Genomic DNA, 18,554 nt, shown 5'->3' with positions numbered 1-18,554 from the left:
TTTAAGCACCCCCTGCAAATAAATCTAATTCACATTTACTAATGTCAATTTCAAAGAAAATATTTTCTTGCCCAGAAATAGACAGTAAACATTCTCTTTTAGACAAGTTTGCTATCTGTGCTAACTCGCTATCTGATAATTGACCTTCAAATACCTTATTAAAGACCTCTTTATCACTGTGATCTTGACGCATAATAAATTTGTACTGTGTAAGTGCAAATAGTTTTTTAATTTCTTGAAAGACTTCTCCAGTCACATCTTCTGGAACAAAATCCTTTATATTCTGAGAAGCAAATATTATACCTGCGAAATACTTCCTTGCTTCTCTTTCAAAATCAGTTAGGAATTTTACAGCCTTTATATTATTTGAATTTATAATTCTATGTGCCTCATCTATAATTAAAAAGAATTTTTTTGCTTCTTCTATTGATGAATCAAAAGTTTTTGTTTGGTCTTTATTATTTTTATCAAACTTATCTTTCTCTCTTCTTCCTTGAACTAATGCTTCATTCCAAAGAAGATTTAAAACACTAAAAATTTGTGCATTAAATATTCTCTCATCAAACTGTGTTAAGTTTCTAAGTTCAAAAGATACTACTTGTTCATTAGTAATATCTGCAATAGATGAATGTCCATTAAATAATTTTCCATAATCTCTAACTATACTTTCTAAATTTAATATTATATTTTCAAGTTTTTCTTGTCTATTTAATGTAATATTTTTTTTAGGAATTTTGTTGGCTATATCATCATACATCTGCTTTTCAACATAATGTAATAAATCTTCAACAATTGGATACTCTTCTGTTTTATATTCAGTTGCTTTTTCCTTTTCTATTCCATGATAAACATAAAACTCACTAAGTAGTTTTTCAAATTCTCTTTGTTCACTTGCTGAACACTCTGGCACTAAGAATTTATATATTGTACTAACTTTATCAAGGTGAGTTGTGAAAGACATTTCATTATTTACTTTATATGTATGTTTATCTGTTATTGTAGCAAAAACTTCTAATGGATTTATTATTCCATCAGTACCATCTAAGGATACTGTCTTTCCTCCTTCAGCCGTAACTGATTCTTCAAATTCTCCAGTGACATCAATAATTCTTGTTGTATTACCAACAATTGTATTATTGTGTGAAAGTTCTTTTAATAATGTTGATTTACCTTGTCCCATAAGACCTACAACCACAGAATTATAGAATATTCTTTTCTTTCCATCATTAGTAAATGGGTCAAAAACTATATCACCACCAGTAAAAGTTTGTCCAAGATAACAACCTGTTTTATCATTCAAACTAGTAAATCGGAAAGGATACCCACCTGCAAGAGTAAGAGCTTGAAGTGGTTTTCCTTTTCTTCTATTCCTAAAACTTTGTTGTTTCTCATATTTACAAAATAAGGACATCCACTCTTCTGTTTGTTCACTTAAACATATAGTTGTCCTAAATCCTATGCCTTCTAATTCTTTTGATATTTCAGCAACTCTATTTTCAACACCTTCTATTGTTTTATCAGATATATAGTATCTTACATGTATTGATTTCATTACTTCTCCAAAGTTCGTAATATCCTCTACTAATCCATATAAAGTATCATAAGCTCCTTGTGCTTCTATTTTGCTTACTATATCATGATCTTCATGAAACCTATGATTATACTCAGATAGAGATTTATTCATTTTTTTTAAGGTTTTTTCCTTTTTTTCTGTTTTTACATCTAGTGTAGTTATAACATTCCTAAAACTAAAAAGTTTCTCTAACCAAAATGTATCATTTTTTTTTGGATAGCCATAAACATGTAAGCATGTCTCAAAACCATCACCTTTTTCTATAATTCTTGTAGAAAATCTAATTCCTCCTTGTGGCTGAATTTCTTTTAAAAGATATGGATTGTACTCTTTTTTATTAAATTTATTGATTTTTACCAGTTTATTCATGCTAAATCTCCCTTTATATCTCTCTATATTTTTGTATTTTGATTGGATAATTTAAAAAGTATTTTTATTTTTTTATCTAAATCAATTTTACTAAATTTGAATTTTCCACCCGATAATCTAAATATCAAATTAATTTTATCATCCATTTCATCTTCATTATTTGCATATATAAAAATATAAAATTCTTTATTTTCCCTATTAAATTCTATACGTTCAAGCTGGTCTAATTTTATCTTTAAAAAATGTAAATATGTAGGATTAGAGGTTCTTTCTATAACTCTTTTAAAATATTGTTGTTGAATAGATGTATTTACTGGAAAATTCATTGATATAATTTTTATATCATCTTGATATGTTCTTAGAAACGTTGCAAAAGTGTAAATATGTGCATTTGTTTCTTCTTTATTTAATGTATATATATCACAAGAGGATATTTGAAATATATCCATAACACCATCTTTAGTTTCAAAGGCTTCCTTTGCTGTAACATCCAGAAAAGGAAGTAATTCTGTCACACCTTTATCAATTTTTTTATTTATCTTTTTTAACTCTTTTTTTTCTTGCTTTTCCAACTTTTTTTCTTCTTTACTTAATTCACTTATATCCTTTTTTCTAAGCATAATAACTCCTTTCAATATTAAATTCTCAAAATCACTTTATTCATCCCAATCTATAGAATGATACGTTTTTCTATCTCTAGTAATCAATAAATATATTGACATAAAGTTTCTCATTCCTGGATTTATCGGACTTTTTGCAACTAAAAATATTGCTACCACTGATGTATATATAAAATATGCAATTATTAAAGTTGGATAAACAATTGAACTTGTTAGCCATGCAAAAAACAAGGCTAACATAATAATTAAGAAGTCAATAATATATATTGATTTAAATACTTTAGTTTCTGAAGAAATTTCATTTGGAATATTATACATAAAAACATCCTTTCTAAATTATATTAATTGTTCTTTATTATTTTTTAGAACCCATTTTCTTATTTACACTATCTCTAAATTTTGCTCCTGTGTTTTTGCCTAATTGATAATGTTGAGATACTTTTTGTGATAGTGGACTTATTTTTTCCTCTATCTTATCTACATATGATTCATTTCCTCTGTCTGCTATTTTAGGAGAATCAACTTTAGGTACAATATCATCTTTACTATTTCTTAGATTATTATTTGGAGTATTTGCTCCTTCACTTTTACTATTGAATTTTTCTCCATCCCTATTCATACCTGTTCTAATATTATTATTCCTATCAAGACCTTGTGTTGATGTTCTATTTATATCATCCTTTCTCATAGGCTCTTTAACAGGATTTTTATTTATACTATTATCTTTATCAGATTTATTTTCCACTTTAGGTATTTTATCAATACTATCATTCTTCTTATTATTATTTAAGTCATCTATTGATTTATTGTCACCTTTATTTTCTATTTTATCTCTAATATTTCCTAAAGGAGAATCATCATTATCTAGTTTATTTCTCATATTTTCATCTTTTAATTTATTTGGAATTTGCTTATCTTGCGTTTCTTGATTATCTGGTTTCTTTATTGAAGAATTATCTTTATTAGATTCTTTTTCATTTGGTTTTCTCTTTTCTTCATCTATAGGTCTATTGGATTTATTATTCAAGCTTAAATCTGAATTAGCACTAGGCATTTTATCAATTTTACTAATTTTATCATCTTCATTTAAACCATTGCTTCCTGTTCTAAATCCATTAATAAATCCACTCATACCAGATGCTACAGTAGCTCCACCCATTGCAACCTTACTTGTCATATCTCTAATTGTTGATAAACCACCTTTAACCATTTCTCCACCATGATATATTGAAGATATAACATTTCCAGTACTCACTCCAGAATTTATTCCAAAAATTCTTTCAACAATATCTGGTCCAGAAATAACTGCTGATGCTCCACCAATTAAAACTATTAATTCTGCTATTCCATCTACTTTTGAAGATGCATATGAACTAAGTAATAGATATATTTTTATTAATAAAGATATTGAAAATAATATAGCAAAAGATGAAAATAAATCTTTTACAATGGTCTTTAATCCTTGACCTGTACTTATATCTGCAAAAGAGTACAGTGTTGCAAATATTCTTTTAATTCCTATTTCAACTATTATTTTTGCTATCCTTATTGATGAAAGCACTATGACTACAATAATACATGTCAAAGTTACTATTACATTAAAGTAGTCTAAATGCCATCTATAATAAGATTCTCCACCCATACCAAAAAAACCATCACTTAAATCTACTAATATTTTTTTACTATTTTCATCGAAACCAATTTTCTTTGAAAATAAATCTTTATTTTTCACCTTTGAGGTGTCTAGTTCATCTAAAACATTTACATTCATAACTGAACTTTCAGGTATATTATTTTTAGTAGACTTATTGAAATTATTTGCTTCAAATAAATATATATCTGTCAAGTTTTCCTTAATAACCTTATTAGCCGTTGTTTCATATTTACTATTTACTGCTGATATTGCTGTATCAGTTATTTTTGCTACTTGTAACATAAATGTAGGTAACGCAACTACAACTATTACTGCAAGTGCTATATTAGTAGTTAAACCTTCTAACTTAAATTTTCTATTAAGCATTAATTGGAATCCTAAATAACAAAGTGACACCATCAAAATAACGAATATAACTGGCTTAAACATTTTTATTAACTCATTAATTTCTGGGCTATTAAAAAATCCGTTCAAAGTGTATATTTGGTCAACTACACCTTCAACGGAATTAGAAATCATAACTAAAAATTTTATTAAGTACCATCCAACTACTCTAAATGCTCCTCCTATAAACTCTTTAATTACTATTATAGAATCATATTTGGATAATATATCTATCATTTCACTTTCTCCCAAAAAAAACACTCCTTTCTTTGGCTAAATTTATTTCTTACATAAGCAAATATCTAATCTAATACTTTCTTGATTGTTTCAATAAAATCTTCCCTTCCTATATCTTTTAAATAATCAAATATATCTTCTTTTGATGATAACTTTTCCAATTCTTTAATATCATCACAACTTAAAATTTTATTACCTATTTTTAAAATAATATTTTTTTGATACTCTGATATTTTTTGATTTTCTGTATCTATTTTTTCATTTTCATATGATAATGGATTTATTTTAGTTTTCATTATTGACTCTATTCGTTCTTCTATTTCTCTTTTCACCTCTTCTTTTGTCTTTTCATGAAATAAACTTAACTCCTCTAAATTTACATCTTTATGTACAGTATTAACTTGAATATCACAGAATGATTTCTTATTTCCAAAATCATCATTAAGATATTCATATCTATATCTAAATGCTCTTCCATCTCTTACTCGATTATATATTGGATATGAAATTATTTTTCTTCCTTTTAAATCTCTACGTTTTATAACCCTTACGACTACAGTTTCTCCTTCTTGTAGTTTGGTTAATTCATCTGCCTTCAATAACCTTCTTGTATCTAAGTTTTCAGTTTGACTTTTAGATAAAGAAAGTACCTTTCCTGACCTTGAACGTGTTATTACTGTTTTCTCTCCAACTAACTTTGAAAATTTTTCTGCCGTAGTATCATCATTCGTAAGTAAATATATTTGATTACCACAATTCGCAACTATTGTATTCATATCTTTCCCATATATTTTTTCTAATTGTGAATATGCTTGTACTATTAAACTAAATCTAATATTTCTACCTAAACATACTGTCATTATATTTGCAAATGACTCAATTGGTGGCATATTTCCAAATTCATCTAATATAAACTCAACTCCTATTTCGCATTTTCCATTTTTACTTAAAGATGCATTTTTTGCTAATACATAATATAGTTGTCTTATAAAAAGACTTGCTATTTTATGATTGCTAGAATCATAATCTGGAGTTACCATAAATATTGCTTTTGGTTTATGTTCTTTTGCTAGAGGATTCTTAAATCCTACACCTTTCAAATCAATTGTATTTTTAGATGTCAACTTTGCCATCTTATCCATAGTAAAAAGTTGTAATTCACTCATAGCTGTTGTAAATATACTCGCTCTAGTGTTACCTTCTGCAAACCTACTTGTTGCATATTGTAATTTAGCCGCTGAAGTATTTGGTAGTTTTTTAAAATATTCATCTAAAGCATTTATATTATTACCTTCATAATCTTTTCTATTTTGAGAACCCAATGTTGAAAGCATATTCGCAACTGTATACATAGTAACTTTATGTTCTTCACCTTTTTCTATACATTCATCACATATCGCTAGTATCATTGCATTAACTAGGGCTGATGCAGAATTTTCCCAAATTGGGTCTTTTGAATGTGGATTATGATATAAGGTGTAAGTCAATGTCTTGCATATTAATTGTGCTTCATCAATTCTTCCACCTTTATATGACTCTAAAACTAATTGAAGAGGATTATATGATGAAGAATTTAATGGGTCTAATAGATTAAGCATTAAAACCTCATATCCTCTATTTTTAAGTGTATCAGCACACATTGCAATTAACTCACCTTTTGGATCATTTATAACCAGTGATGGTTTTTCTCTCGCCCTAGAAAAAATATCTATAGTTGGTACAACATATGTTTCTCCTTTACCACTTCTAGTTGTACCTATTATTAAATTATTTACTGAACTATCATCAACATATATTTCCTTTGTTTCTGGATTCCTTGAAATAGGAACACCACCCTTGCCTTCATACAGTTTATCTTTTTCTGGAACTGCTTTATATTGTTCATGTATTTCTTGATTTGTCGCAAATCTTACTGTCCCTTTTTGACCTTCTTCAAATTCTGCATAAGAAGTTTTTATATTCGCTATCATCTTCAAATATGCTACTAAAAATATTACATAAACTATTATGTATACTGGAAAACAGGTTAAAAATCTCGGAATAAATATTCTCCATAAATTAAATTCTCCTCCATTGAAGATTTTAGTCAATGATGATATTGATTCTAATACTGTATTTAAAAAAATAGTTATTACTATAAACATAAATAAGCCTATTTTTATTAAATACTCTTTATTCACAAGTTTCTTTGCGAACTTAAACTCTGCATTTCTAGTTTCAAAAAATGAATTAATTAAGTCCTTTATAAGTTCCAACTTAATACTCCTCTCTGTAATTTTGATAATTAGCAAGTTGTAGGAATTGCACCTACTCATTTCTTTTAACTTGCATAGATATAAAGTGCTCATAAAGAGCACTTTTATAATTTGAAAATCAAAAACTTTACGTACTTATAAGTAGAATTTAAAAAAATGAATATTGCATCAAAATGTTATACGACCTTGTAATAACTCTGCAAATGCTTTAGCACCTAATACAAATAAGAATCCTGTACCAGCCCCTACATACCATCCTTTAGATTTATCAATACCTTTAGGTCCTCCAAAAATTTGAGTGATTCCACCTATCGCAAGGGCAATCGCACAAGCAGGAAATCCCAATTTCTGAAGCCATGTAACAACTTCTAAGCCAAGATTACATAGAGAATCAATAACACCCATTATAAGTCCCCTCCTTTTCTATTTTCTTGATTTAATTTATCTAATCCACTACTTAACAAATTAACATTCTCAATGATAAAATTATTGTGGGATTCATTTATCCAATCATCATAACTTGTTCCTTTTGATAAAAGAATCTGTTCTACCAACTTTTTTCTTTCATCTGTCTTTCTATTAGCCAATATTCATCACTCCTTTTTAATGACATAATAAAAAAGCCCCCAGGGGACTTTTTCTGATATAATGAATTTCACGTTTTCAGTTGTAACTAAACACTATTACAAAACATTTGCAAACACCTCCCTTCAAATCTTTCCAATAAAAAAAGCCCCCAGGGGACTTCTTTTTTTATTCCTATTTGATTTTCTTATCCATTTTTTCTGTTTTCAATGACTTTTCTAATTTCAAAAATAACTCCTATTAAAAAATTTACTATTGGTATAACTCCCATTGCCATTTCTCTTACTATATATATATATAATGCTTTTTACATTGTTTTAGTAATTCATAATTTTCTTTATTGCTTTTTATTTTTATACTAACAGAATAAATACCTATTAAATAAATACAAATGGAAAATAGATATAATAAAAATATAATTGAGTTAATAATCATATAATCAACCCCTTCTCTTTTTTACTTTAAAAATTTGCTACTTTTACATACTTATATCCAAGACCTGTTATTTTTAGTACATCTTCTATCCATGTAGGCGTATTTATTTGAACAGATTTAAATTCATCTCCACTTACTTTATAGAAATAACCTTCTGGTATCTCTTTATATCTATCAATATATAAAATAAGACTTTCATCAATATCTTTTATATGTTTTCTAAATTTCAATGTATTCAAAAGTTCAATCGTCTCTTTTTCTATTAAAAGAATGATTGTTACACCTGTTTCTTTTACCAAATCTTTTAATTTTTTATAATTGACTTTAATACTAAAGCTAGTTCCATCTACAAAAATAATATCAATATTATCAATTGATTTTATTACATACCTTAACATATCTTCTAGTCTGTAAAACGATAATAAACTATAACCATAAAAATTATCTTTAATACTTACTTGAAACTCCAGTTTTTCATAATCGTAATTTATAAAAATAGTTTCTTCACATATGTCTTTTTCTGATAAGTATAAAATAGTATTATCTCTTGATAATTCATCCATCACTGATAACATGATTTCAATTTTATTGCAATCCTTGTCACTCATAACAGAGATCAATTTACCAGATTCTTTTTTCCCATTTTTATTCATAGAAATATATCTCATGTCAATTTCTCCTCTATTTATTGTTTAATACTTTTAGCAACTCACTTACATTTACTTCTTTATCCGATTCTTCATTAATTATTCTTTCATATGTTTCAGGTTCTATATATAAACCTACACTCCATTTTCTTCCTCTACTGACTAAGTCTACAAACACTGATTCTATATCAATCATCTATGGTCACCCTTCTTTTAATAATTCTTCTGATATGTTTTCTTTCGTCCAATCTAGGATAATATTTTCTAAAAGTTCAGATCTAGAATTTTCTTTTGCCGATTCTGTTTTCGTATAATATATAAGTGCATCAGCAACAGAAATTGGTAGATTTGTACTTACTCTTACTTTTCCTTCTTCATATTCACCCATAAGATAAATTCCTTTTTGTATTTCTTTTTGTTTTTTTCTTTTTTCCAGCCTCTTCTCATCAACTTTTGTGAATTTTATATTTTTATCTCCATTCATAATTATCCTTTCTAATGTTTTAATTCAGACTTGTTTTGATAATAGTTATGCCTAATAAAAACATTATAAAAATCCCTAGTATTAAAGTATATTTTAATCCTCCAAAATAGTAACCTATTAGCAATAATATAGTTACAAACTGAATTATACCTAATGAAACAACTTTTTCAATATTATTTATCATAGTGTTCTCTCCCTCTAAAAGCCCCCAGGGGACTTTTTCATAAAAGTATTACATTTTTGAAATTTTCTTATTAATTTTTTCTAGTTTTATTTGCAAAGATTCTAATATCTTTAATATATCTTCATCATTTAAATTGAATTGTTTTTTTAATTTTTCTTTAGATTTAGTAATGTAATCTATTTTATATTCAATCTCTTTTTTCTCTATATAAAAATATCTTTTACCAGTACATTTCATTTATTGTATCACTCCAATATTTGTACACTAAAAAAGTGCCCCCAGGGGACACCTTTTTAAATCAACATAATTGTTCAAATTTACCTCTTAATCTATGAAATATTTTTTATCGGACCAAAATGATAATCTTGATATAAATTACCTTTTATATTAATAAAGTCATTTACATTTAAACTCAACATGCCTTCTGGTGTCCATACATCCATAACATTACCATATGGAACATACTTACCATCAGTAAACCATAAAGTAGTAAAATGTACTTTATCATTAAAAGGACAGTACTTATTATTTTTCAATTCAAAGCTAGAACTATATCCTTTTTTAATGCTTTGTAATACCCTATTGTACTCTTTATAATAAAATTCTGGATAATATGTAACTACATTTTGTGCACCTGTAACACTCCCTTCTGGAGCATTATATGATACATTCGCATCAACTTTAAGATTTATGCCATAACCTGATTTTATTTCTTTACCATCTGATTTTGCTGTAAGGGTTTTGGAATCTGCTTTTATATTCATAATAGCACTTAAATTTACAGTGTATGGTATCCATTTCCATTCCCACCAGCCCTCGTCAACCCATTCTCCACCACCTTCTCCATCTGAATAATATACCCAATGAGCAACCCAATAACAATCCCATTCTCCATAAGTTGAAGTTATTTTTCCCTTATCATCTGGTAGATTTGGTATTTTAAATTTACCATTATTATCAGTATACTTTGACTCTGCTTTATCTTTAGCCTTTGGGTCTGGTGGAGTTTTTTCTTCCAAGTTACTTACATTAGCAATAATTTTAGACGTTTCACTTGTTGCATTTGATGAAACAGTAATAATTATTTTTTCTGGTGTTTTCGGTGTATGCCACTTCACCCATGCATATTGTTCTCCACCTTCTTTTGGTAAGTAAATGTCTTTCATTGTATATGTTTTATCTTTTATTTTAAAACTTACATTCACAGGATGATCTGGAGTTCTATTTCTACCACTAATTAATACAGATGATATAACATCTGTATCAGTTCTGTATTCATACTCTTTTGTATCTGTATTTCCTTCATCTTCATTTGGTTTAGGTGGTGTAGGTGTAGGGTCTGGTTTTATATCAATATCTGGTGGTTTTTCTTCTTCACTTTCATTTCCAAAGTAAATTATACCTAAGCCTAGTTTATCTTTTATAGTAGAGTTCAATTGCTTATTGTTAGTAGTTCCCTTCCAAGCAGGAAAGCCTAAGTCTGCATTTTCTAAAAATAAAGCAAAAGGTAAATTTTTATGAGTAAAAGAAGGCATTTTTGATCTTAAAGTACCTTTTAATTGTTCATCATATAATGCTGCTTCATGTGCTGTAAGTGCATATCTTTCGCCTTTTATTGTACAATATCCGACTGGCTCTATTAAAAGCTTATATTTGCCACCAACTAACTCTTTATAATCCATACTTGTTAACTTTGCTAATGCATGTACAAACACTTCATCACAAAAATAAGCCTTTATCTTTTTCATATCAGGTTTACGACTATTACTTTTAATTATCACAGGAATATTTTTACTAAGTTTTTTACTTTCATACTCTTTCGTTGATGTACTATATCGTATCAATTTAGTTCCATTTTTATATTCTATTTTAGATACTTTTCCAAAATGATACTTTACATTTGGATTTTTTACATTTGTAAAATCTATTGGAGTTGATACAGATTTTCTAGTTTCATCATCTATAATAGTTACTCTGACACCTTCTTCTCCAGGTGTCCATTTGTAACCTTTAATTACACCTCCCATATCACCACCACCAGTGTCTACATTTCCACCTCCTGCTCCAAAAATAACAACTGGTGTTATAAGAAAAATACATAATAAGATTATTATTATTTTTTTCAATATTTTCACTCCTTAAATCAAAAATAAAAAGAGTGTAAAAATTTACACTCTTTAAAACTTTATATCAAATTACATATCTGCTACTATATTCCCCCACTCGCCTTCCATTTCTACATATTCTTGAATGTTTCCATTAGAAGAGGTTATATTTTTATCATCTCCTTGATAATTATTCTTTTCCTCTTCTCCATTTAAAACATTTAAACATCTATCAATTGTAGTATTGTTTACACCACCGATTACATCAAACTTATTCATTCCTTTTAATACACTTTTATCACTAATTTCATCAGCTAATACTATTGGTTTATTTTTTGCAATTGTAGAACCTGTTAATGCATCAATTAATGTATATGCTTTTGTTATATAACACTCTTTCACATCTTTATAGAAATATGATATTACTTCTTTATTTGTTTTAAATCTATCTATACCACTTATTCTTACTGATTTTGTCTTACTTACTAAATTATCACTCATACTAGATTTTCCACCAATTACATAGGTCTTTAGTCCTTCTGTATTAAATGGAATATTATTTCCATCAGTAAGTATAATTGGAGTTTTATCTCTTACTGCTACAGATGCAACACTCATTGAATCTGCTTCTCCTTTATAGGCATTAGTAAGTATTACATTTTTCACCTTATTTATAGAATCTATTGCTTTTGCCACATTATAACTTGTTTCTATTCTATCTTTTCCACTAATTCTTTTAACTTCCATTCTTCTCATAGTTAGCATTTGTTCTACATCTGTACTAATAGAATTTTCCCCACCAATTATGTACAGTTTAGTTACTGTGTTAAGTCTTTCAAGTGTTTCATCTGGAACATTATCCTTTTGAGTTAATAGAATTGGTGCATTTTCACTTCCAGCTAAACCACTTGCACTAAGTCCATCAGCAATACTTTTATCTGAATTTACAATTATAGCAGTAGTATATTTCTGTTTATCTGCAATAAGACCTGCTGTTTCATATCTGTTTTTCCCAACTATTTTATCAATATCTTTAAGTTGCATTGCATTTGAAACTAATGTACTACTTCCAACTAAAAATGTTACAGTCAACCCTAATGATAATATTCTTTTCATAATTTTCATAAATTTTCCCCCTCATAAATAACTTAACTTTATTATATATTAAACTATCTCATATTTGCTATTATATTTCCCCATTCACCTTCCATTTTAACTTCTTCTTGTATATTACCTGGATTCAATACTTCTTCATTATTATTACTTTCTTCATTCTCACTAATATCCTCAGACCCTTGATTATTAGAATTATGTATCACTTCATCTTTTGCATCACTTGGTCTTTTTATTGGTCTTGTTTTCTTTTGTATCTCTTCCTTTGTACCTTCTTTTCCTTTTGAAGTATTGTTTATTTGACCATCAGTATTATTTTTCTTATTAACAGTATTTTTTAAATTTTTTTTAGGTTCATTTATTTTTGTACTTCCGTTTGATATATCTACAGTTGGAATCTCTATATAATCATCTTTTTTAACATTAATAATTTGTTCTTTTCCTTTATTTTCATTTTTAGTTATTTGAATTTTCTCTCCTGGTTTTTTTAAAGATAAAAAAAAACCTACACTAAGCATTAATACAATAATTATAGAGAAAATAATTATTATATATTTATTTTTATTTAGTTTTTTCATACTGAAAATCCTCTCTAAAGAATTTTATTAAATTTCCTCGCATCCAATAAATCTAGCATAGTCTCTTATACTTTGTCTTTTTTCCTCTGACTTACAATTAAAAGCTATTATATACTTTTCATTTTTTCCCATGAATTTTATATAATGTTCCTCAGTATAATACATCCTATTTGTTACTGTTCTAAAAGCCTTTAATTTTCCGCTTTTATCCCAGTTTTTAAGTGTTCTAACTGTTACACCTATTATATTAGCAAATTCTTCAGGTTTATAATTCAATATACTCACTTCCTTCTATAAGTATATTATATCATATTTTTCATATTTTTTCATTATATAATAGTCTTTTTTTTCACCTTTTTTCCAATCAAAATTTAGTAGAACATGCACTATATACCTGTATTTTAGTTTCTAAGGGTTTTACTTTCTCAAAACCAAAAGATGAATAAATCTTTACACTTAAAGTACCTTTAACAGTAAATTTTTCAGCTTTGCTAATGTCTTTTGGATTAATTTCTCTATTTATAATTTCTAAATTTATATCCTTAATCTCATATTCAGCTCCATCACCTTTAGGCTTTATATATTTATTTCCTTCTTTTTTAAGACCAAGCTCTTTCTTCAAGCTCTCTTCTATATTCCCTTTATCAATATTTACTTCCCATGTATCATTTTTTCCCAATTTATAAGCAGTTCCATAAGAACGTCTCAAAAATGGATATAATTCATCATAGTTTTCTATTGTAATTGATGTTATTGACCGTTGAAAACCATCTCTTACACTTTTTAAAAGAAGTGGGTTTCTCATATATTCACAAATAGCAGCAAACAATATTATAATTATTAGAACAGTTGCCAAACCAATTATAAATGAGTTTCCATCTTTATTTTTTAATATTTGTTTTACTTCCAATATTGCTCACTCCTTCCTGTTGCTTTGGAAGGAATATCTATTGGTATAGAACCAAATTCAAAGAAACCAATATCAACTGTCTTTTTTAATGTAAGCTTTATTTCTTCATTTATCTGAATCTTATGTGTTCCATTTATATATGTTGTATCCCATTTTATTTCATCTGGTTCAACACCTGTTTGTTCTTTTAATGTTTGTATCCTTTTATCTATATTCTCATTAATCTCACCTGTCAATTCTGCTTCTCTCATGAGAGAACTCGAAAATTGGTCTAACTGATATTTAGTAGTAAACACAGGTAATACATTAATTGTAAATGCAATAATAAGAAATATTATAAATAAAATAATAGGAGTTCCTAATGCCAAATCCCAAAAACCATGATTATTTTTCAATACATTCTTCATCTTCATCCTCCTAGAACATAGTTTTTAGTGAATCAACTAAATTTATTCCTAATACTCCAAATATACATATAAAGAAACTTAATCCCATATATCCAATATATTTATCAAACTCCTTTGCTTCCTTTTCTATTAATTCCTCTAGTTTCTGGTATCTGAATTTTTCCAATTTATATCCTAGTGTTTGAAAATATATTACCTCATCATTTCCTGTTATGACACCTATTAACCCCCTAACAATCTCTGTTAAAGATTGAATACCAATCCTAGAATCAAATCTTCTAAGTGCCTCTACATAGCTTCCAGAAGTCATATCAGCTAATGTTATCTCTAATTCTTGTCTAAACTCTTCATTCGCACTTTCTTTATAGTTTTTGATTATACTTACAACATCTCTACTACATTTTAATTCTTGTGTAATTGAGTATACAAACTCTGGTAACTCATACTCTATTATCATTTTTTTAGTTTTAATAATTCTGTTTGCTTTCGTTATTTCAGTATAAAAATAATATATAGATAATATAAGACACAATGCTTTCAATTTTGGAAAAATCATAGCTATTGGTATAATAGATACCAAAAATACAATTAAAGCTTTTATAATTGAACTTGCTATATATGATTCGGGAGATAATTTTATATTTGCTGATTTTAATGTAGATTTCATCATCTCTCTTCTATAATTATTCAGCTTTATGAATTTAGATAGTTTTATAGCCCAATCACGAACAAAATCATCCAAAGATTGACTTTTTCTGTTGATTTTTAATACTTGTGATAATGCTCTAGAATAAACTCGACTTGGTAATTTTAAACTACCTTCTAATATTTTATAAACTCCAAAAGAAATTAGTATTATAATAATGAATATCAAAATGTCACCTCCTATTTCTTGATAGTATCTTTATAATTTGATGGCTCATATAGTTTAAATAATTTTAAAACACCCAAAAAAGTTGTAAAAACAACTAAAGTAAATAAAAGTTTACCTATAGATGTAAAATATAATATATTTGCCCAATCTTCATTTATAAATTTCAAGAAAAACATTATAAAGTATATTAAGACATTAATAATAATAAACAAAAATGTACGATTAAGTATTTTACTTTGTTTCTTCTTATTTAATACTTCTACTGATGCAAACCTCTCTATAGTGGATGATAATGGAGCTTTTAAATTTTGATTGGATTGACAAGCAATTACTCTTGTTATCCATTCTTCAAAAACATCATTATCAAACTTTGATTTTAAGTTTCTTAAAGCTAATTCAACACTTGAATTTACATTATTTACTTCATTTAAAAAACATTCAAATTCTTTTCTTATATGCAAACCTGTATTACCAACACTTTCTTCTATTGAATTTACTATATCACTATTTCTCATATATGAAGTTGTTATCATTGATAAAGCTACACTAAGTTCTATATCAACTTTCTTCTTATATAAAATAAAAGCAAATTTTACATATTCAAATGGAAGAATTAAAAAACCAATCATTAGTACTGGTATTAAAAAATTATTATTTATTGAAACTGATAAAAATATACCTAATATTGATAAAAATAGAGAAATTATGCATATTGTTGAAAATACACCTATCTTATTTGTAGACTCTAATATGTTTTTAGCATCTTTGATTATTTTTTTTAATCCTTTTTCCTTCTTATTTTTTGTTTCAATTGCAATTATATCTTTCAAATTATGTTTTTCTTTATCTTTTGTTAAAGAATTTATCATATCTTCATATAATTTTATTGGTGATACATCACACATTATTAAAATCCCTACAGAAATTCCAATAAATGAAATTAAACTTATCAAATCCATATCATCACCCTTATTAATTTAATATTTTATCTAGTTCTTCATCTGTAATTCCATTTTCTATTAATCTTTTAATGAGATTCTCTGAGATATTATTTACCTTTTCAAATCTTCCCTTAATTTGAAGTTTTCCATCAACCTTGATTTGTTTCTCTATCTTATATTCAAATAATGTTTTAATTTCTCTCTTTCCATCCAAATTTATAACACATTCTGTTATCTCTAATATTTTTCTAGAGAAATCTTTTAATCTTTTTTGAAATACCATAATTGGAAAAGCTTTAGTCACATTATTATATAAAGTTTCATCATCCATATTAGATTTATACTTACATAAATCTACTATTCTTGAATATCCATCTCTACAAGAATTGGTATGTAAAGATGTCATAAATGGATGTCCTGTATTTGCTGCTTTTTGTGCTTCATAAGCTTCTCTACCTTTCATTTCTGATATAACAAAATAATCAGGGTTCATAGTCATAGATATTTCTAACAATTTTTCTTGGTCTATATCTTGTCTTGAATCTTCACTATGTTTTGTTACCAGATGAATTGCCTCATTTATTACTTCTCCATTTTTTCTTTTAACTAAATCAAACTCTCTAACTTCTTCTTCTATAGTTACAATTCGATCATCACTTGAAACGGCTTCACTAAGTACACCAGTTAAACTTGTTGTCTTTCCACTATTTGTTGGTCCTGCAAAACATTCACTAATGCCATATTTATAACATAAAATAAGAGTATCAAACATTTGTCTTGTTCCAGTACCTTTTTTAACAAAATCATCTATAGTAAGATTTTGTGGATTTATAATACGAATTGAGACTGCTACACCTCTATCAGAATCAACACAGCCCATTCCAACTGCTGTAATTCTTATATTCTTTGATAAATGCCCTCTTACAATTGGTTTAGAATTATCAAAAGTTATATTGGATTTTCTAAGTAACTTTCGTATTACGTTAACTGCATGTTCTGGACTACTAAACTTCTCTTTTGTAAACTCTTTATGTCCATCTCTAAAAGTTATTCTTGTTGAATCCCATCCATTTATATTTATTTCTTCTACATTTCTATTAAAGAGGTATTTATCTAAAAAATCAAATCCTGATGTTGCAGAGATTAATTCTTTTACCAAATCTTCTTTAGACTTGTCTTTTATAATTATCCCATAATCATCTATATATTTTGATATATAAGCTCTTAATTGTTCTTTTCTTTGTACATCATCTTTATTTATTAAACCAGAATATTTTGTAGTTATAAATTCTCTAATTTCTTCTAAAACATCTTGATACTCCCTATAATCTAAATCAGAATTATTTTTCAAAGATATAACTTTTTTGTTTGAATTAGAATTTCTAAATTCTGATGTAAAATCCATCAATTTTTTCCTTTCCTAAAAAATTTATTTTTTTCTTTTAATTCTTGATTAGATATTAAGGATACTATATTTTTAATTTGATTATTATATATTTTTTTTCTTTTAGAAAATAATTCAGAAAATAATTCACCACAAAGAAGTTGTTCTCTTACTTCTTCTAAATAATATATTTCATTCTTTATATTATAAACTTCTTCAATATCATTTATTGCATCTGACTCTCTGACACTTGATAAAACTGGTATATGTTTGCTTATATCAAAGGCTTGGTCTATTAATAAATGTAAACTTGAATCAAAATATGATATTGATTTAGGGTCTGGAGTAATAGTTCTAATGACATCATTAGCAATTTCTAGTGCAATTGTAGTCAGTTGGTCATTTAAAAAATAACTTGAACAATCAACAATTACATAATCAAAACAATCCATTTTTTTTAGCATATTAAAAAATGTAACTACTCTTTCACTTGAATATTCTGGATATGAATATAAATTTTCTGACTGTTTGTATCCTAATGTCGCTATATATTTATTCTTATCCACTGTGACAAGATTTTCAAATATGGTTTCTCTTTCCAAAGAAATTGCAGACAAAACATTTCCTATAGACTTATCCTGTTCTTTTGAATATGGTAAAACAGTATTAACTACTGGACATAAATAGTCACAAAAGATAATAAGGACATTTTCTTTTTTCAAAGAAAATTCTCTAGCAATCTTTATACTTAATGTTGTTTTACCACTATTTGGGCTACCCCATATAGCAATAAATTTCTTTGCCATTTTTCACAC

22 protein-coding genes are annotated in these 18,554 nt (G+C 26.9%); all 22 read right to left on the bottom strand.

Features of this window, described 5'->3' with window-relative positions; all coding sequences use genetic code 11:
• Nucleotide 1 precedes the first annotated feature (1 nt).
• The 22 genes from IR152_RS15975 to IR152_RS15870 all read right to left on the bottom strand — a co-directional run bounded on the left by IR152_RS15975 (nt 2) and on the right by IR152_RS15870 (nt 18,545).
• Nucleotides 2-1,942, bottom strand: coding sequence for a VirB4 family type IV secretion system protein (locus IR152_RS15975; RefSeq protein WP_227452906.1), 1,941 nt, complete (start codon nt 1,940-1,942; stop codon nt 2-4).
• 23 nt (nt 1,943-1,965) lie between these two features.
• Nucleotides 1,966-2,562 (bottom strand): hypothetical protein, encoded by a 597-nt coding sequence (locus IR152_RS15970; protein ID WP_227452905.1) that lies wholly within the window; start codon nt 2,560-2,562, stop codon nt 1,966-1,968.
• A gap of 36 nt (nt 2,563-2,598) precedes the next feature.
• Nucleotides 2,599-2,880 (bottom strand): DUF5592 family protein, encoded by a 282-nt coding sequence (locus tag IR152_RS15965; protein ID WP_227452904.1) that lies wholly within the window; start codon nt 2,878-2,880, stop codon nt 2,599-2,601.
• 37 nt (nt 2,881-2,917) lie between these two features.
• A complete protein-coding gene (locus IR152_RS15960; RefSeq protein ID WP_227452903.1) occupies nt 2,918-4,852 on the bottom strand; it encodes a pLS20_p028 family conjugation system transmembrane protein in 1,935 nt (644 codons plus the stop codon).
• Nucleotides 4,853-4,902: 50 nt separating this feature from the next.
• A complete protein-coding gene (locus tag IR152_RS15955; protein WP_227452902.1) occupies nt 4,903-7,092 on the bottom strand; it encodes a VirD4-like conjugal transfer protein, CD1115 family in 2,190 nt (729 codons plus the stop codon).
• Between the two features lie 168 nt (nt 7,093-7,260).
• Nucleotides 7,261-7,497, bottom strand: coding sequence for a hypothetical protein (locus tag IR152_RS15950; protein ID WP_227452901.1), 237 nt, complete (start codon nt 7,495-7,497; stop codon nt 7,261-7,263).
• Nucleotides 7,497-7,679 (bottom strand): hypothetical protein, encoded by a 183-nt coding sequence (locus tag IR152_RS15945; RefSeq protein ID WP_227452900.1) that lies wholly within the window; start codon nt 7,677-7,679, stop codon nt 7,497-7,499. The genes IR152_RS15950 and IR152_RS15945 overlap by 1 nt, the downstream gene beginning before the upstream one ends.
• A 459-nt stretch (nt 7,680-8,138) precedes the next feature.
• On the bottom strand, nt 8,139-8,780 hold the full coding sequence (locus tag IR152_RS15940; RefSeq protein WP_095905031.1) for a hypothetical protein: 642 nt from the start codon (nt 8,778-8,780) through the stop codon (nt 8,139-8,141).
• Nucleotides 8,781-8,793: 13 nt separating this feature from the next.
• Nucleotides 8,794-8,955 carry a hypothetical protein gene (locus tag IR152_RS15935; protein ID WP_158221808.1) on the bottom strand — a complete coding sequence of 54 codons (162 nt, stop codon included), beginning with the start codon at nt 8,953-8,955 and terminating at the stop codon, nt 8,794-8,796.
• Between the two features lie 6 nt (nt 8,956-8,961).
• Entirely contained in the window at nt 8,962-9,243 is a 282-nt protein-coding gene (locus IR152_RS15930; RefSeq protein WP_021424723.1) for a hypothetical protein, read from the bottom strand.
• Between the two features lie 19 nt (nt 9,244-9,262).
• A complete protein-coding gene (locus IR152_RS15925) occupies nt 9,263-9,427 on the bottom strand; it encodes a hypothetical protein (RefSeq protein WP_227452899.1) in 165 nt (54 codons plus the stop codon).
• 48 nt (nt 9,428-9,475) lie between these two features.
• The gene (locus tag IR152_RS15920; protein ID WP_021424721.1) at nt 9,476-9,664 is read right to left on the bottom strand and encodes a hypothetical protein; all 189 of its coding nucleotides are present in this window, start codon (nt 9,662-9,664) and stop codon (nt 9,476-9,478) included.
• Nucleotides 9,665-9,756: 92 nt separating this feature from the next.
• The gene (locus tag IR152_RS15915) at nt 9,757-11,553 is read right to left on the bottom strand and encodes a hypothetical protein (protein WP_227452898.1); all 1,797 of its coding nucleotides are present in this window, start codon (nt 11,551-11,553) and stop codon (nt 9,757-9,759) included.
• Nucleotides 11,554-11,622: 69 nt separating this feature from the next.
• Complete coding sequence (locus tag IR152_RS15910; RefSeq protein WP_227452897.1) at nt 11,623-12,657, bottom strand: cell wall-binding repeat-containing protein; 1,035 nt, start codon at nt 12,655-12,657, stop codon at nt 11,623-11,625.
• 44 nt (nt 12,658-12,701) lie between these two features.
• Nucleotides 12,702-13,223, bottom strand: a complete 522-nt coding sequence (locus IR152_RS15905; protein ID WP_102815139.1) for a hypothetical protein — start codon at nt 13,221-13,223, stop codon at nt 12,702-12,704.
• Between the two features lie 27 nt (nt 13,224-13,250).
• Complete coding sequence (locus IR152_RS15900) at nt 13,251-13,499, bottom strand: MerR family transcriptional regulator (protein ID WP_021424717.1); 249 nt, start codon at nt 13,497-13,499, stop codon at nt 13,251-13,253.
• An 88-nt stretch (nt 13,500-13,587) separates the two neighbouring features.
• A complete protein-coding gene (locus IR152_RS15895) occupies nt 13,588-14,133 on the bottom strand; it encodes a hypothetical protein (protein ID WP_227452896.1) in 546 nt (181 codons plus the stop codon).
• Nucleotides 14,124-14,540 (bottom strand): DUF4320 family protein, encoded by a 417-nt coding sequence (locus tag IR152_RS15890; protein ID WP_227452895.1) that lies wholly within the window; start codon nt 14,538-14,540, stop codon nt 14,124-14,126. Before IR152_RS15890 ends, IR152_RS15895 begins: the two co-directional genes overlap by 10 nt.
• 10 nt (nt 14,541-14,550) lie before the next feature.
• Nucleotides 14,551-15,414 carry a secretion protein F gene (locus IR152_RS15885; RefSeq protein WP_227452894.1) on the bottom strand — a complete coding sequence of 288 codons (864 nt, stop codon included), beginning with the start codon at nt 15,412-15,414 and terminating at the stop codon, nt 14,551-14,553.
• Between the two features lie 11 nt (nt 15,415-15,425).
• Entirely contained in the window at nt 15,426-16,373 is a 948-nt protein-coding gene (locus tag IR152_RS15880) for a hypothetical protein (protein WP_227452893.1), read from the bottom strand.
• A 13-nt stretch (nt 16,374-16,386) separates the two neighbouring features.
• The gene (locus IR152_RS15875; protein WP_227452892.1) at nt 16,387-17,760 is read right to left on the bottom strand and encodes a CpaF/VirB11 family protein; all 1,374 of its coding nucleotides are present in this window, start codon (nt 17,758-17,760) and stop codon (nt 16,387-16,389) included.
• On the bottom strand, nt 17,760-18,545 hold the full coding sequence (locus IR152_RS15870) for an AAA family ATPase (protein WP_227452891.1): 786 nt from the start codon (nt 18,543-18,545) through the stop codon (nt 17,760-17,762). The genes IR152_RS15875 and IR152_RS15870 overlap by 1 nt, the downstream gene beginning before the upstream one ends.
• Nucleotides 18,546-18,554 lie beyond the last annotated feature (9 nt).

The organism is Clostridioides sp. ES-S-0108-01 (assembly GCF_020662285.1).
GTDB lineage: Bacteria > Bacillota > Clostridia > Peptostreptococcales > Peptostreptococcaceae > Clostridioides.
Note: the sequence above shows the minus strand (reverse complement) of the source record. Positions and strands in the feature narration are given on the sequence as shown.

Coding starts and splice junctions, on each gene's coding strand:
- IR152_RS15875 (WP_227452892.1), bottom strand. CDS start 17,760: ATGGATTTTACATCAGAATTTAGAAATTCTAATTCAAACAAAAAAGTT.
- IR152_RS15930 (WP_021424723.1), bottom strand. CDS start 9,243: ATGAATGGAGATAAAAATATAAAATTCACAAAAGTTGATGAGAAGAGG.
- IR152_RS15870 (WP_227452891.1), bottom strand. CDS start 18,545: ATGGCAAAGAAATTTATTGCTATATGGGGTAGCCCAAATAGTGGTAAA.
- IR152_RS15935 (WP_158221808.1), bottom strand. CDS start 8,955: ATGATTGATATAGAATCAGTGTTTGTAGACTTAGTCAGTAGAGGAAGA.
- IR152_RS15910 (WP_227452897.1), bottom strand. CDS start 12,657: ATGAAAATTATGAAAAGAATATTATCATTAGGGTTGACTGTAACATTT.
- IR152_RS15925 (WP_227452899.1), bottom strand. CDS start 9,427: ATGATAAATAATATTGAAAAAGTTGTTTCATTAGGTATAATTCAGTTT.
- IR152_RS15975 (WP_227452906.1), bottom strand. CDS start 1,942: ATGAATAAACTGGTAAAAATCAATAAATTTAATAAAAAAGAGTACAAT.
- IR152_RS15950 (WP_227452901.1), bottom strand. CDS start 7,497: ATGGGTGTTATTGATTCTCTATGTAATCTTGGCTTAGAAGTTGTTACA.
- IR152_RS15920 (WP_021424721.1), bottom strand. CDS start 9,664: ATGAAATGTACTGGTAAAAGATATTTTTATATAGAGAAAAAAGAGATT.
- IR152_RS15880 (WP_227452893.1), bottom strand. CDS start 16,373: ATGGATTTGATAAGTTTAATTTCATTTATTGGAATTTCTGTAGGGATT.
- IR152_RS15970 (WP_227452905.1), bottom strand. CDS start 2,562: ATGCTTAGAAAAAAGGATATAAGTGAATTAAGTAAAGAAGAAAAAAAG.
- IR152_RS15940 (WP_095905031.1), bottom strand. CDS start 8,780: ATGAGATATATTTCTATGAATAAAAATGGGAAAAAAGAATCTGGTAAA.
- IR152_RS15890 (WP_227452895.1), bottom strand. CDS start 14,540: ATGAAGAATGTATTGAAAAATAATCATGGTTTTTGGGATTTGGCATTA.
- IR152_RS15905 (WP_102815139.1), bottom strand. CDS start 13,223: ATGAAAAAACTAAATAAAAATAAATATATAATAATTATTTTCTCTATA.
- IR152_RS15965 (WP_227452904.1), bottom strand. CDS start 2,880: ATGTATAATATTCCAAATGAAATTTCTTCAGAAACTAAAGTATTTAAA.